13 protein-coding genes and 1 pseudogene are annotated in these 14,741 nt (G+C 70.5%); 8 read left to right on the top strand and 6 right to left on the bottom strand.

The genetic code is table 11. The features are described 5' to 3' along the window. Positions 1-447: 447 nt before the first annotated feature. The gene (locus tag ACWGJM_RS13840) at positions 448-891 is read right to left on the bottom strand and encodes a hypothetical protein (RefSeq protein WP_453411884.1); all 444 of its coding nucleotides are present in this window, start codon (positions 889-891) and stop codon (positions 448-450) included. 135 nt (positions 892-1,026) lie between these two features. Here ACWGJM_RS13840 and ACWGJM_RS13845 point away from each other — a divergent pair. Continuing rightward, positions 1,027-1,317 (top strand): annotated as a pseudogene (locus tag ACWGJM_RS13845) (sigma factor); the annotation flags it as partial. Positions 1,318-1,421: 104 nt separating this feature from the next. Then, the gene (locus ACWGJM_RS13850; protein ID WP_453411885.1) at positions 1,422-1,808 is read left to right on the top strand and encodes a LytR/AlgR family response regulator transcription factor; all 387 of its coding nucleotides are present in this window, start codon (positions 1,422-1,424) and stop codon (positions 1,806-1,808) included. Between the two features lie 8 nt (positions 1,809-1,816). Here ACWGJM_RS13850 and ACWGJM_RS13855 read toward each other — a convergent pair whose 3' ends face one another. Next, the gene (locus ACWGJM_RS13855) at positions 1,817-2,470 is read right to left on the bottom strand and encodes a response regulator transcription factor (RefSeq protein WP_453411886.1); all 654 of its coding nucleotides are present in this window, start codon (positions 2,468-2,470) and stop codon (positions 1,817-1,819) included. Positions 2,471-2,689: 219 nt separating this feature from the next. Between ACWGJM_RS13855 and ACWGJM_RS13860 the strand changes: the two genes are divergently transcribed. The 4 genes from ACWGJM_RS13860 (at position 2,690) to ACWGJM_RS13875 (ending at position 5,665) form a co-directional block, all read left to right on the top strand. Next, positions 2,690-4,192: a sensor histidine kinase gene (locus ACWGJM_RS13860; RefSeq protein ID WP_453411887.1), complete on the top strand. Its 1,503-nt coding sequence runs from the start codon at positions 2,690-2,692 to the stop codon at positions 4,190-4,192. A 50-nt stretch (positions 4,193-4,242) separates the two neighbouring features. Beyond that, on the top strand, positions 4,243-4,578 hold the full coding sequence (locus tag ACWGJM_RS13865) for a hypothetical protein (protein ID WP_453411888.1): 336 nt from the start codon (positions 4,243-4,245) through the stop codon (positions 4,576-4,578). Positions 4,579-4,808: 230 nt separating this feature from the next. Then, entirely contained in the window at positions 4,809-5,102 is a 294-nt protein-coding gene (locus ACWGJM_RS13870) for a hypothetical protein (RefSeq protein WP_453411889.1), read from the top strand. Positions 5,103-5,152: 50 nt separating this feature from the next. Continuing rightward, positions 5,153-5,665, top strand: coding sequence for a GNAT family N-acetyltransferase (locus ACWGJM_RS13875; protein ID WP_453412007.1), 513 nt, complete (start codon positions 5,153-5,155; stop codon positions 5,663-5,665). Between the two features lie 93 nt (positions 5,666-5,758). Here ACWGJM_RS13875 and ACWGJM_RS13880 read toward each other — a convergent pair whose 3' ends face one another. Next, positions 5,759-6,643, bottom strand: coding sequence for a sigma-70 family RNA polymerase sigma factor (locus ACWGJM_RS13880; RefSeq protein ID WP_453411890.1), 885 nt, complete (start codon positions 6,641-6,643; stop codon positions 5,759-5,761). A 72-nt stretch (positions 6,644-6,715) separates the two neighbouring features. Here ACWGJM_RS13880 and ACWGJM_RS13885 point away from each other — a divergent pair, with 72 nt between their 5' ends. Further along, positions 6,716-7,426: an FMN-dependent NADH-azoreductase gene (locus tag ACWGJM_RS13885; protein ID WP_453411891.1), complete on the top strand. Its 711-nt coding sequence runs from the start codon at positions 6,716-6,718 to the stop codon at positions 7,424-7,426. Between the two features lie 81 nt (positions 7,427-7,507). On the opposite strand, the gene ACWGJM_RS13890 is transcribed toward ACWGJM_RS13885, so the two are convergent. Beyond that, positions 7,508-7,762 (bottom strand): hypothetical protein, encoded by a 255-nt coding sequence (locus tag ACWGJM_RS13890; protein ID WP_453411892.1) that lies wholly within the window; start codon positions 7,760-7,762, stop codon positions 7,508-7,510. 607 nt (positions 7,763-8,369) lie between these two features. Here ACWGJM_RS13890 and ACWGJM_RS13895 point away from each other — a divergent pair. Beyond that, positions 8,370-8,978, top strand: a complete 609-nt coding sequence (locus ACWGJM_RS13895; protein ID WP_453411893.1) for a DJ-1/PfpI family protein — start codon at positions 8,370-8,372, stop codon at positions 8,976-8,978. A gap of 11 nt (positions 8,979-8,989) precedes the next feature. On the opposite strand, the gene ACWGJM_RS13900 is transcribed toward ACWGJM_RS13895, so the two are convergent. Both ACWGJM_RS13900 and ACWGJM_RS13905 read right to left on the bottom strand, forming a co-directional pair. Further along, the gene (locus tag ACWGJM_RS13900; RefSeq protein WP_453411894.1) at positions 8,990-11,965 is read right to left on the bottom strand and encodes a glycoside hydrolase family 2 TIM barrel-domain containing protein; all 2,976 of its coding nucleotides are present in this window, start codon (positions 11,963-11,965) and stop codon (positions 8,990-8,992) included. 38 nt (positions 11,966-12,003) lie between these two features. Beyond that, positions 12,004-14,736, bottom strand: coding sequence for a glycoside hydrolase family 38 N-terminal domain-containing protein (locus tag ACWGJM_RS13905; RefSeq protein ID WP_453411895.1), 2,733 nt, complete (start codon positions 14,734-14,736; stop codon positions 12,004-12,006). Positions 14,737-14,741 lie beyond the last annotated feature (5 nt).

Raw genomic sequence — 14,741 nt, forward strand, 5'->3', positions numbered from 1 at the left:
TGCTCGTGGGACAGGGGTTGGATTCGGCCAATGATCCGCCGCTACCGCAAAAGCCCACAAGCGGTCATGTGTATTTCTTGACCCTCACTTCTTCTCTGTGGACGCAACAGCGACACCGTGTGGACCGTGTCGTCCGGGAAGAGGATCTGTGGAGCGTGCAGCCCGGGTGCTCCGCGGTGAGGAGCGGCGTGGCCGAATACCGGCCAAGGCGTTGTGTCCAGTGCCACGGCCGGCTTCGCCCCTGCGGTCGCTCGGGACCCCGGGCCGGCCGAGCAGGTCGACCAGCGCGCTGGTGAGGCCGTCGGCACGGATTGTCACCGCCCATCCGGGTCCGGCCGTCGCAGCCGGCCGGGCGGTGTCGCTCGCGATCGCCCAGCCCCCTCCCGCACGATGGTTCCGGCCGGAGCCTCGATGCGGTGCAGGCGTCTTCGTAGGCGACTTGGGCTTTCAGTAACCCATCGGGCGGTAGTACCCCAGCACCGCGGCCAGTTGCGCGAACCACTGCCCCAGCCGTTCGCGAGGCTTCGCCTGCACGACGCACTCATAGACCTGGCCGTCGAGGTGGACGACGGCCATCATCAGGTCCTTGCCCGACGGGCTCGCTTTGTAGTGGACGCTGCGGACCTCCTGCCAGGGGAACTCGGCGGTGACGTCGTTGATCTCGAAGGCGACGCCTTCCACGTCGACCACGATCGAGCTGTGCCGGTCGACGGCCATGAACTCCGGGCCCGCCGGTGCCGATTGGGGCGGCAACGGCGGCACCGGTGGCATCGGTGGCCGGGGGTACTGCTGTGGCGCCGGGGCGTACTGCGGCGGCATCGCGGCGTACTGCGGCGGCGGGGGGCCAAAACCCTGTGGCTGTTGGTGGCCGTACGGCGGCTGGTTCGTCATGGGTCCCCCGGTCCCTCGCACTTCGTCGACTCCCACGGAAACTTACCCGCCGTGGGCTGTGAAACATTTCCGGGGCCCGCCGCATCAGTGAAGTGAGAACGGTCCGAGCGGCCACGGTGACAGGGGGAGCCACGCATGACACAGGTCCGCGCGGACGACTACGCCGAGTTCGCGGCGGCACGCGCCGGGCATCTGTACCGGTCCGCGTGTCTGCTCACCGCGGGCGACACACATCTCGCGGAAGACCTGGTGCGGGAGACGCTGGGGCGGCTGTACGTCCGGTGGGGCCGGGTGTCGAGGGTCGGCAATCCGGCCGGGTACGCGCAGACCGTCCTGACCCGGACCTTTCTCGCGCATCAGCGGCGCCGCAGCAGTACTGAGCGGGCGACGGACGTACTGCCGGACGTGCCGTACACCGCCGCCGGTGACACATCGCGCGAAGTGGGAGTAGGGGACGTTCAGCGGAGGGCGCCGCATTATGGCGGTCAGCTGCAATGTTCGCCCGTATCCGGGTGTGGGACGCTCGCGGTGTGGTGCGTTGCCTCATCGTCGACGACTGCCTCCACTTCCTGACCGCCGCCCGCGATCTGCTCGAGCGCGAGGGTGTCGACGTGGTGGGGGTGGCGTCGACGGGTGCCGAAGCGGCCGAGCGGGTCGAGGAGCTACGGCCGGACGTCGTCCTGCTGGACATCGAGCTCGGCGCGGAGAACGGCGTCGAACTCGCGGATCGTCTCCATCGGGACGCCACGGGCGAACCGCCGCCCACCATCCTGATCTCCGCGCGCGCCGAGCAGGACTGCGCGCATCTGATCGCGGCCTGCTCGGCGGTCGGCTTCCTGTCCAAGATCTGCCTGTCCGCCGCCGCGATCCGCGCCCTGCTCGACGAGGGGCGCAGCAGCCGACCCGGCGAAGGGTGAGGACCGGGTCACGGGGCCTGGAGAAAGGTCAGAACGGCTCGCACCCGCCGGTGGTCGTCGTCGGTCTCGGACAGGCCCAGTTTGCCGAGGATGCTGTGCACGTGCTTCTCGACGGTGCCCTCGGTGACCCAGAGACGGCGCGCGATCCCGACGTTCGACCGGCCCTCCGCCATCAGGGCCAGCACCTCGCGCTCGCGGTCGCTCAGCACGTCAAGAGGATCCTCACGCCGTCGTACCGACACCAATTCCTGAATCAGGGCGGGATCCACGACGGCGCCGCCCCTGGCGACCCTTCTGACCGCCTCCAGGAACTCCTCCACATCGGCGATCCGGCTCTTGAGCAGATACCCGATCCGCCGACCGCCCGCCAACAGCTCCATGGCGTGCTCGACCTCGACGTGCGCGGACAGGACCAGGATGCCGACATCCGGCAGCTCACCGCGGATGACGCGGGCGGCCTCCAGCCCCTCCGTGGTGTTGGTCGGCGGCATGCGGATGTCGACCACCACCAGGTCGGGCACCGTTTCCCTCGCGAGTCGCAGCAAGGCCTGGCCGTCCCCGACCTGGCCCACGACGGACACGTCGGTCCGTTCGAGCAGGCTGGCGAGGCCCTGGCGGAGCAGGACGTCGTCGTCCGCCAGGATCACCCGCAACTCGGCCATACCGCGCCTCCCACCGTCATGTGGGACATGGCCGGCCTCCCGACCCATGTCCGGAAGGCCTGCCTACCTGGAGGCTCTCACGGGCGTCGGCACCGAGTCGACCGCTGAACCGCCAGGTGGCGCAGCGGGCGCGGGCCGGCGCCACGACCCGCCGTGCGGGCCATGACTCTGTCACACTTGACTGAGGAGACCTGAAGGCCGGGCAAGGGAAGCGACGCGATGACGCATCGCCGGGTGAACGTGCTCAGCCGGCGCTACGTCAACGGGCTGCTCGCCGGTACGGCGATGGTGGCTGCGGCGACGGGCCTCCTGAACGCCCTCGAACCGTACGACGTGCCCCTGCATCTCTTTGCGCTCTACCTGCTCGTCGTCCTGGCCGTGGCCGTGGTGTGGGGGACCGTACTCGCCGTCGTCACTTCGGTACTGAGCGTCGCCGCGTACTGTTGCCTGTTCGCCAGGCCGCACGGATTCGTGATCGCCGACTCGGAGTCCGTCGTCGCCGTGGCCACCTTCCTCCTCACGGCGTCGGTCGTCGCACAGCTCGCGGCCCGGTTGCGGCGCACCGTGCGGGTGTCGGAGCGGTTGTCGCGGGAGCAGTCCGCGTTGCGCGAGGTCGCGATGCTCGTCGCACGGTCGGCCGAGTCGGCGACGGTGTTCGAGACCGTCACCCGTGAGGCGGCCCTCCTCTGCGGCGCCGATCTGGCCTTCATGGAGCGCTACGAGACGCCTGACACCGTGAGCGGCGTCGCTGTCTGGAGCGGCCGGGGCGGGCCGAACGTGCCGGCCGTCTCCACTTGCTTCGCCCTCGACGGGCTCAGCGTCTCCCGTGAGGTCCGCAAGTCGTGCGAACCGGTCCGCGTCGAAGACTACGTGGGGGTGACGGGTTCGGTCGCGCAGGCGGCGCGTGCGGTGGGCGTCCGTTCGTCGGTCGGGTGCCCGATCGTCGTGGCCGGGCGCCTGTGGGGGGTGATCATCGTGTCGAAGACGAGCGAAGATGCCTTTCCGGCGAACACCGAGTCGCAGATCTGCGCGTTCACGGACCTCGTCGCCATCGCCATCGAGAACGCCAAGGCCAGTGCGGAACTGACCGCCTCACGAGCCCGCATCGTCACCGCCGCCGACGGGGCACGCCGCCGCCTCGAGCGTGATCTGCACGACGGCGTCCAGCAGCGGCTCGTCTCGCTGCTCATCCTGCTCAACAACGCGAAGATGACGGTTCCGTCCGGTCTGGAAGAACTTCACGCGGAACTCCGCCACGTCGCCACCGGGCTCACGGACGTGTTCGACGAGCTCCGTGAGGTGGCGCGCGGTATCCATCCCGCGATCCTGGCTCAGGGCGGGCTTGCTCCCGCGCTCAAGGCGCTCGCCCGGCGATCGGCCGTCCCGGTCGATCTCGCCGTGCACGTCGAGGACAGACTGCCCGAGCGGATCGAAGTCAGCGCGTACTACGTCGTCTCCGAGGCGCTGACGAACACCGCCAAGCACGCGCAGGCCTCGTCCGTGACCGTCACCGTGGACTCCGACTCCGACGTGCTGCGTGTCCGGGTGCAGGACGACGGCGTAGGCGGCGCCGACCTTGCCGCCGGCACCGGGCTCGTGGGCCTCAAGGACCGTGTGGAGGCGTTGGACGGCAGGATGTCTCTCGAGAGTCCGCGCACCGTGGGGACCACCCTCAGCGCGGAGCTGCCGTTCGCGCCGACCGACCGCGCCGGATCCGACTGAGTGCCGGCCGGGCGCGAAAGGGGGCCGGCTGTGAACCGGCCCCCTGAGCGATGGAACTACGATCCCCAGTCGTCGTTGTTGTCGAAGCGGCCGTGGTCACCGTGGTCGCCATTGTCGCCGTGGTCACCGTGGTCGCCGTGATCGCCATTGTCACCGTGGTCACCGTGGTCGCCGTGATCGCCATTGTCACCGTGATCGCCGTGGTCACCATGGTCACCATGGTCGCCGCCGTGGTCGCCGCCATGGTCGTAATGGGCAGCGGCCACCACCGAGGCCGGCGCGGCGACGGCCGACGTAACGGCACCTCCCAGGGCCAGGGCGAGACCCGCAAGGGCAGCGATGAGCCATTTGACGTTGCGCATGATATATCTCCCGAAATGCATTGAACCTGACGGTACGTCAATATCCATTTGGTACCTTTTCTGTGGGTTCTACGCTGCTCTCGGGAGAGCGCTCGGACAACCCTGGGAGCTGGAATCACCTCTACCAGCCAGCAGTAATCGCCCGGGCGTATGGCTACTCGACGGCTGCCCCCGGCTCGCTGATCCGGCGGGCGGCCTCGACGACCGCCGCGCGGTGCGGGGCCAGTCGCTGCGGTGACCAGGACTGGCCGCTGATGCCGGGCAACATCGCCGACACGTCCCTCGCCCGGCACATGGACATGCGGCAGGTGGCCGACTTCATCGCCTCGGGCGAACTCGCACTGCCACCGCAGAAGACCGTGGAGCAGGGAGCCGCGACCTCCGTTCTGGTGGCTGCCTCGCCGACCGTGGAGGGCATCACCGGTCGCTATTTCGAGGACTGCGCGCAGGCCGAGCCGGTCACCCAGCGGGCCGGCGTCGCGCCGTACGCCCTGGACCCGGAGAACGCCGCCCGGCTGTGGGCCGTGTCCGAGGCCCTCGTCCGCTGAGGCCCTACGCTGCCGAGACGACCTCGTGACCCGAGCTGTCGGCCCGCGAACTGTTCAACGCCTGGATCACGCGCGCTGAGACCGGCGCCGACATTCCCAGCCTCCGCGAGATCAACCTCGCAGCCTTTCCCACCGCGCGGGAGGCCGACCTCGTCGACGCCCTGCGCGCCGACTCGACCGCGTGGATCGAGGGTCTCTCCCTCGTCGCTGCGGACCGGAACGGCACCCTCGCCGGCCACGCGCTTGTGACCCGTTGCCACATCGACGACACCCCGGCTCTGTGCCTGGGCCCGGTCGCCGTGCGACCCGAGAAGCAGAACACCGGCGCCGGGACAGCGGCCGTCCGAGCCGCCGTGACGGCGGCCAAGGACCTCGGGGAGCACTACGTCGTCGTCCTGGGGCACCCGTCCTACAACCCCCGGTTCGGCTTCACCCGCGCCTCCACGCACGGCATCGGCCTGACCATCGACGTCCCGGACGAGGCCCTGATGGCCCTCACCCTGGACGCCGGCCACGGGCTGCCCAGCGGCACCGTCCGATACGCCGCACCGTTCGGCATCTGACCCGCCCGGCTGCGCGGGGGCGCTCCAACGTTTCCGCGCAGCTCCCCCCGCCTCCTGCTGGACCGGCAGGTCGAAGCACCCGAACCGCTTCCGTCACGGGGTCAGGACGGCGAGGTGGAGTCGCCGCAGGCGTGCGGGGTCGGCGATCACTTCGTACGAGGTGATCCTGTCCTCCTCGATGGTGAAGGTGAGTGCGACCAGCAGCCGACCACGCGGAGCCACGACGAGTCCCACTGTGCCGTCGACCAGAGCCAGTTCGGCGAGGCGCGACCGGCCGGCGAGAAGCACTGTCCCCTCGGCCACGGCCCGCGCGCCGCGTACCTCGGCGGCCGCGCCTGGCGGCAGGACCGCGGGATCGCTGCGGCGCAGCACGTCGGGGGCCAGCACCGCCAGGATCGCGTTGAGGTCACCGGCCCGCGCGGCGGACAGGAACGCGGAGACGACCTGCCGGTGGCGGGCGAGTTCGTCCGCCGGGACCACAGGAGTGCCCCGTACCTTGCGGCGAGCGCGGCTGGCGAGCTTCTTGGTGGAGACAGGTGTGCGCTCCACGATGGGTGCGATCTGGTCGAAGGGCACGGCGAACATGTCGTGCAGCACGAAGGCGACGCGTTCGGCGGGCTCCAGCGTGTCCAGAACCACGAGCAGCGCGCGGCTCACGGAGTCGGCCAGCACGGCCTCGTCCTCGGGCCGGCTTTCCCGGGATGGCTCCGAGAGCTGGTCGAGTATCCGCTGCTCGGTGAGAACCTCCCGGCGTGCTCCGCGGGCGCGCAGCATGTCCAGGCAGATACGGGTCACCACCGTCCGCAGCCAGCCCGCCAGGTTGTCCACGCCGCTGACATCGGTCCGGCCCAGACGCAGCCATGTCTCCTGCACGGCATCTTCGGCCTCGCTCCGTGAGCCGAGCATCCGGTAGGCAACCGCCTCGAGCCGGCCTCGCTGCGCCTCGAATCGTTCCGCCAAGCCCTCACGGTCGTCCACCGGTCACCTTTCCTCGTCCTGGGCCGTCAGCTCCATGACGAACGAAACCCGGCCGAAGTGACAGGAGAACCGATGACATCCTTGCTGCATCTGGATTCCAGTGCCAACCGATCCAGTGAATCGGTCAGCAGGCAGCTGACCGCGCTGTTCGCGCAGACCTGGCGGGACCTGCACGGACCAGCCGGATACCGCTACCGGGACCTCGCCGCCGACCCGGTGCCGCCGCTGGACACCGCCTACTGCACGCTGGGACGGCGGCTGGAACGGAATGGCCTGGCCCCAGTGACCGGTGTCGCCGACTGGATCCGGAGTCCGGCGGAGGAACGGGAATGGGCGCTGACCCGCTCGCTGATCACCGAACTCCTGGCCGCCGACACCGTGCTGATCGGTGCCCCGATGTACAACTACTCGGTGTCCGCCCTGCTGAAGGCCTGGATCGACCGGGTGACCTTCCCCGGCGCGTTCACCGACCCGGACACCGGAGACAGACTGCTGAGCGGCATGAGGGTGGTGGTGATCGCCACGCGGGGCGGCGCCTACGGCCCGGGCACTCCGCGGGAGGCGTGGGACTTCCAAACGCCCTACCTTCGTGCCTACTTCCACAAGCAGGGTGTCGCTGAGCAGAACATGAGTTTCGTCCGCGCCGAGATGACCGTGGCCGGGCTCGTCCCGTACCTGGCGCACCAGCGCCCGCTGGCGGCGAACTCCCTGGCCTCGGCACGAGCGGAGGTGACCGCGCTGGCCAAGGAGCCCGGGTGTCACCAGCGCGCGTGTACGGCGTGACATTCCCGAGCTGTGGGAAGACCCGGACGTCATGGCGTCGCAGAACATCGCCCAGAAACGGGAGGCCCGTCAGCGCCAGACCTACCCGGTCCGATCTCCACCCGACCGCGTCCTGTCGGAACCGGTGTCGGAGTCCGCGACGAGTTCGGTGAGGCGGCGCAGGAGCGTGACGAGCAGGACGCGCTCGGTCGGCGTGAACGCTTCATAGGCACGGGTCTGGCGCTCCCGCAGCAGGGACCGGAGCAGGGCGAGCCGCTCGGCTCGCTGTGGGCCGAGCTCGACGCCTGTGGCGCGGTCGCTTCCGCTGCGACCCGGCCCGGCCCGCCGAGCGAACACGGCGCGGTCCCACCCGGAACCTCGGCCGAACTCGCCGACCCCAACGGCGTCTACAAGCCGCTGGGCGAATCGGCGCTCGCGGCCTGCCTGCTGCTGCGCACCCCGGCCTCCACCCCGGCGGACCGGCGACTGGCCGGCAGCCTCCTCTCCTTCGCCTGGGCACAGCTCGGCAACGGCGCTCTGCTGTACGAGCGGCAGCCGCGCCGCACAACACCCCACTGCGCACCGCGTCGCACAAGGTCCTCACCCCACGGCCCACCGCCCCCGGCACCCGCCCCTGTGCCTGGCCTGGACCCACCGCACCCTGCCCACCCACACCGTCTACTTCCACTCCGGCGGCACCGGCGGCTTCACCGCCTTCACCGGCCTCACCACCGACCCGCCCACAGCCCTCGCCGCCGTCACCAACCCGGGCCCCACGATCCGGGGCACCTTCATCCAGTCCGCCTACGACCTCCTGCACCACCTCATCCGCCAAACACGCTGAAGGACGCTGCACGCCACCCGTCCGACGAGCCACCGAGCGCCGATTGGCCCGCGACCCGGACACGGCGCACCTGGGAAACTGCGCTTCCAGTGCCGTACTTCGAGGCTACGAGGAGATGCGATGCAGGTAGCCGTGGTCACCTTCGACGGATTCAACGAGCTCGACAGCTTCATCGCCTCCGCGCTGATCAACCGGTGCCGGAAGGACGGCTTGGAGGCACTCATCACGACACCGACGCCGGTGGTCACGTCCATGAACGGCGTCGAGGTGACCGGGCAGCGCCCGATGGAGTTCGTGACCGAAGCCGATGTCGTGCTGATCGGCAGCGGGGTGAAGACGCGAGACGTGGTCGCCGACGACCGGCTGATCGCCAGGCTGCCGCTCGACCCCACGCGGCAGCTGATCGGTGCGCAGTGCTCCGGCGCGCTGGTGCTCGCCCGGCTCGGGTTGCTGGACGGCATGCCCGCCTGCACGGACGTGAGGAGCCGGCCCTTCGTCGAGGCCTGCGACGTCACCGTGCTGGACGCGCCGTTCCACGCCGAGGGGAACATCGCCACGGCGGGCGGCTGCCTGGCGTCCCAGTACCTCGCCACCTGGGTGATCACCCGGACGCTCGGGGAAGCCGCCGCACGCGACGTCATCGAGTATGTGGCTCCGGTCGGCGAGAACCAGGAAACCGTCGAGCGCGCCATGCGTGCCGTCCACGAGGGCGAGGCGGCACTGCGCTGAGGTCCCGCTAATCAGCCCCCGGCTATGCGAAGCCTGATCGTGCGGGATTCGGGGCGCAGCGCGAACTCGGGCCACACATCCGGTCCGCAGGCCCGTGAGCCGAGCCCGTGCTGGGCCGCATCGATGATCAGGTGACTGGTCGTCGAAGCGGGAAGCTCGAAGGGGTGTGCGGCCCGGTCGATCTGCTGGGGCGTGTGACGGCTGAGCGTGAAGCCGGGGCGGCGCCCGTACGTGTCGGGGACGGCCGTGATGCGCAGTGCCTCGTTGCCGTCACTCGTCAGCGTCAGTTGGCGCAGTCGGGAGCGGTGCCCGGTTTCCTGGGGGCGCGCGTAGCCGGCCGAGAGGTCATGGATGGTGGAGGAGAAACGCCCTGTGCGTGCCGCGCGGAGACTGTCGGGGTAGGACTCGAGCGGGCCCAGTCCGAACCACTCGGCACCGTCGACGGGGGCCGTGCCATCGGGCAGGTCGAAGCGAACCCCGATCCGCGGCCACACCGTCCGCCAGCCGCGCGAAGGCTCGATCTCCACACGCAGCTCCAGTTCGCCGTCCTCCAGTGACCAGACGGACTCCACCATCACCGACAAGGCGGAGTTCGCCGCGGAGACCTTGTCGAGGACGCGCAGTGCGTCCGGGGCGCGTTCCACGGATATGCGTCGCGTGGTCAGCCGGTGCAGACCGTCCCGCCGCCACAGGTCGGCATTGGACACCCCGGCGACACTGGCGGCGCTCTCCTCGACTCCGTCGGAGGGGCTTTCGTCGTTGTCCGTCGGCGCGCGGAACAGTTCCAGCCGAGGGCCTGTCACGGTGCGCCCGGCGAGGCGGACGAGGGATCCGTCGACGAACTCGGCGATGCCGAGCGTCAGCGTTTCCCCGCTCGGCCGCCAGGCGGTCCGGGGCGGGACAGCAGAGACAGGGCGACGAACCGAGCGGTCCAGCTGGGCGGTTGCGACCACATGCCCTTCGGGTGCCCAAGCGGTCCCCGCAACGAGCACCGCGTCGACCGTGAGCCAAGTCTCGGCGTCCGGGGACACCGTGATCCGTGGCAGAGACACCCGCCCCGACTCTCCCGCCGCGACGACGGGAACCTCCAGGTCGCCGGAATCCACGAGCGTCCCGTCGTGCTCGACGCGCCAGCGGAAGCGCAGGTCCGATGTGTCGGCCGAGTGCCGCAGGTTCGTGATCGCGACGTGGCCGCCGTCGAAGGTGAAGCGGACCGGCTGTACGACCGCCTTGTACTCGTGGAGGCTGGGTGTCGGCACGTCGTTGCTCAACAGCATGCCGTCCATCACGAAGTTGCCGTCGTGCACGACCTCTCCGAAGTCGCCGCCGTAGGCGTAGTACGGCGTCCCGTCCGGGGCCGCGGCCAGGATGCCGTGATCCCGCCACTCCCAGACGAAGCCGCCGTGCAGCCGCGGATGCTCGTGCACCAGTGCCTCGTACTGGTCGAACGCTCCCGGCCCGTTGCCCATCGCATGGGCGTACTCGCAGAGCAGGAACGGTTTGGTGCGCTGCCGGGCGCCCTGCGCGGGAGTGCAGTCGAGCAGCGGCGAGCGCGAACCGTCGGTGCCGATCTGCTCGGTCTCCGGCACCGACGCGTACATGCGCGAGTAGATGTCGGTGTACTCGCCGGTGTGGTCCCCTTCGTAGTGCACGGGGCGTTCGGTGTCGCGGGCATGGACCCATGCCGCCATGGCGGCGAGGTTGCCGCCGGTTCCCGCCTCGTTGCCGAGAGACCAGATCACGATGCTGGGATGGTTCTTGTCCCGCTCGACGGTGCGCTGGATGCGGTCCAGACAGGCTCCGCGCCATGCCGGGTCGTCGCTCGGATTGCCGACCCAGTCGACCTTGTCGAAGCCGTGCGTCTCCAGATCGCATTCGAGGACGACCCAGAAACCGAGTTCGTCGGCGAGGTCGAGCAGCCGTGGATGCGGTGGGTAGTGGCTGGTGCGGATGGCGTTGACGTTGAACCGCTTCATGAGGGCCAGGTCCTCGCGGGCGTGCTCCTCGTCGAAGACACGGCCGCGCTCGGGATGGGTCTCGTGACGGTTCACCCCGTGGAACACGACGCGGCGCCCGTTGACCAGGAACTGGTCGCCGCGGATCTCGACCGTACGGAAACCCACCCGCAGAGCGATGCTCTCCGCGGCCGAGGACACGGTGGCGTCGTACAGGCGTGGCCGCTCGGCCGACCAGGGCTCCACGCCGGCGACATCGAGTGGTGCCACGTCGGCCGCTGTGGCCCAGAGGTGTTCGACGCCGAGTTCGGGGATGCGCAGGGTGACGGGGAACGCCGTCGGGTCGGCGGTGACCTCCGGGCCGATACGGCCGTTCCCGTCGTCGTAACCGGTGCGCAGCCAGACGTCCTCGATGCCCCCGGCCGGCCGGGCGAGCAACGTGACGTCCCGGAAGATGCCCGGCAGCCACCACTGGTCCTGGTCCTCCAGGTAGCTGGCGGCCGACCACTGGTGCACTCGCACGGCGACGACGTTGTCACCCGGGCGTACCGCGGATGTCACATCGAACTCGTGGGCCAGCCGGCTGCCACTGGCGCTGCCGATCTCGACGCCGTTCACCCACACCCGGAAGAGCGACTCGACTCCGTCGAACCGCAGCAGGACACGGTCGGCGTCCGACCAGCCGGCGGGGAGGCCGAAGTGGCGGCGGTAGTCGCCGGTGGGGTTCTCGTCCGGGACGTGGGGCGGGTCGATCGGGAACGGGAACTGGATGTTCGTGTAGATCGGCCGGCCGTAGGCTCCGTCGCCCTGGAGCACCCAGTGCGAGGGCACCGGGATGCCGTCCCAGCCGTGGTCGTCGAAGTCCTCGGCCGCGAAATCCTCCGCCACCGACGCCGTGGGCGACAGACGGAAACGCCAAGGCCCGTTCAGCGAAAGGGAGGGGGCGTCGGAGTGCAGCCACGAGCGCGCCGGGCGCAGCGCGCCACGCCAAGGTGCGGTGTCCGACACGTGCGCGGAGAGCTCGGAGGACAAGGAATCACAACTTTCCTGGTGACGGGGCGTGTTGTCGGCTAGCGGAGAACGACGGTGCGGATCTCCCAGGGATCGAGGACGAGTTCGAACCCGTCCCGCACCGGCACTGGGGAGAGCGGCCGGCCGAGCAGGTCGACCGTGGTTGCCTCGGTGAAGCCGCCGGTCACGCGGACGGCCGACGCGGTGCCGCTCATCGCGACCAGCCGGACCTCGGTACCGGGCCCTCGCTCGTCGTCGGTGACGCGGCGGATGCTCGACACGTGGACGTTCCGGCCGTCGGCCCGCACACCGGTCGCGTCCGGGGGGAGGTGGCCGCCGCCGGGCGCGGTACCGCGGGCGACGAGTACGTCGCCCCGGAACTCCTCGGCGAGGGCGACCGCGTTCGCGTCCTGCCAGCCGGCCGCCCAGGGCAGGACGGCGAACCGGTTCTCGATGCGCATGCCCAGGTCCTGTGCGCCCGGAGCAGGGATCTCGCCGGCCGCCGGTTCGTCGCGCAGGGGGTGGATGTTGACGCTGATCGAGCCGACGGCGCGCAGCAGGGTTAGGGCGAGTGCGGAGCCGCCGTCGACGAGTTCGTACTCGACGGAGTGGTCGAGCAGGACGGTGGCGGGGCCCGCCGACACGAAGGAACTCGCGGGGAAGGTCGGGATCGGGTACTCGCCCCAGCCGCCCTCGGCGGTCAGGCCGCGCTCGGTGACGGCGAACTGCCCGGCCGACGCGGATGCGGTGACGGGCCGGGGCAGCGGCACGTGGAACCGCAGCCGGTGGTCGGCGCTCTGGTTCAGGAACGCGGTGGAGACCCGCACGAACGGCTCACCCGCCCGCACTTCCACCAGCATCTGCACCGGCGTCGGGACGGTACGGCCGCTGCGCCGGTCGCGGTCGCCGGGGGAGAGCGCCTCGGGCCAGTCGTAGACGCGGGTGACGCGCAACCGGGAACGCAGCGGACCGTGTTCGAGGACTTCGACGCCGACCTGGGCCGGCTCGGACACGAGCACGTCCTGGGCCGGCGGAGCGTAGTTGTAGCTGTCGCCGCGGTCACCGCCGTCAACAAGGCGGCCGACGCCCGACAGGAGGGTACCGTCGGCCCCGGTCACGTCCAGGGTGCCGTCGGCGGCGACGGCTACCGTGACCAGTCCGTTGGACAGCGTGCCGGCCGTCGCAGTCGCCGGAGCGAGCCGCGGTGCCGGGGCGGCGGGCCGGTCGCTCGCCTCGACCCGGAAGGCGGCCAGCCCGGAGGCGGGGACGGGCACGGGCACCAGTGCGGTGGCCCGGGCTTCCGCCAGCGTCCGCACCCGCCATTCCCCCGGATGTGCCGCCGCCGCGGCGGCGCACTCGCCGCGCAGGGTCATCAGGTCGACGGGGCCGCCGGCCGGCACCTCGGCGAGGTGGAAGACTAGCGAGTTCGGCGTCAGCTCGTAGCGGTCGATCAGCAGGCCGAACAGCTCTCGGCGATGGATACGGCGCAGCACCCGTTCGAGCTGCGTGGCGTCCAGCCGCTCGTCGCTGAGGACGGTCGGGGCCTGGGAGACCAGTTGCACGGGCTGCGCCGACCCGTCGGCGGTGGTCGCGATCAGCGCGCCCCCCTCCGGCGGGGCCACGACGTCCACCTCGACGAGCGCCGTACGAGGTGACGGCAGCGGGTTGGCGACGAGGTGTCCGTCGCTGGGCACCAGGGCGGCGGGCTCGGCGAGGGCCGAGTCCCGGACGGCGCGGGCGGTCTGCGCGGCTTCGGCGAGGCGTGCCGCGACCTGGTCGCAGGTCTCGTCGGTGCCGGAGCCGACCACCGAGTCATGGGCGGTCGACTCGATGATCTTGTGCCAGGCGAGGGAGAGGAAGTTCGAGTCGTCGCGCCGGGACCACAGGGCGTTCATGCGCTCGGCGTGGTCGACGGTGCGCTCGGCGACGGCCATCCGCTGCTTGAGCCCGAGCCGCACGGACAGTACGCCCGGCAGGATGTTCCCCCGCACATGGCTGCGCAGTTCACCGGTGACGACCGCGGTCACCTCGTCCCGCACCTGCCCCCGGATGTACTCGTCGAGTGTGGCGATGGTGATGGGCCGCTCCTCGCTGGAGGCTTTCCTCAGCCAGGCCGCCAGCCGTGGATCGGGCGCGTTGTGGTCTGTGCCGGCCATGGCGAGGACCGGGTCACCGCCCCACCGGTCAGCGGTCGACTCGGCGTACTCGCCGAGTGCACGCCGGATCCGGTCGGGCACCAGCAGGACGTCGAGGCCGTTGTCGTAACCGTCGAAGAGGAACTCGGTGCGCACCTCGGAGCCGTCGGGCGCGCGCCAGCGGAAGGCGTGACCGCCGACGGAACCGGGCACACCGCGCCACAGCGCCGCATGCTCGATCCCGGCGCGCGCCAGGATCTGCGGCATCTGCGCGATGTGGCCGAACATGTCCGGCAGATAACCGATGGGCATCGCGCCGCCGAGACTCTCCGCGGCCGCCCACCCCATCTGGAGGTTGCGCACGATGGTCTCACCGGAGCAGAGGAACTCGTCGAGCAGGATCAGCCACGGCCCGATGGCGAGCCGGCCCTCCCGGACCAGGGACGCGACACGGTCGCGGTTCTCGGGTCGCATCTCCAGGTAGTCCTCGACCGCGGCCATCTGCCCGTCGACGGTGAACCGGAAGTCAGGGTTCGCCTCGGCCGTCTCCAGCACGGTGTCCAGGGCGGTGACCAGCCGGTGCCGGAAGACCTGGAACGGCTCGTACCACTCCCGGTCCCAGTGGAAGTGGGGTACGAACACGGCGGAGTCGGTCATGACGC

The organism is Streptomyces sp. NPDC054834 (genome assembly GCF_053611185.1).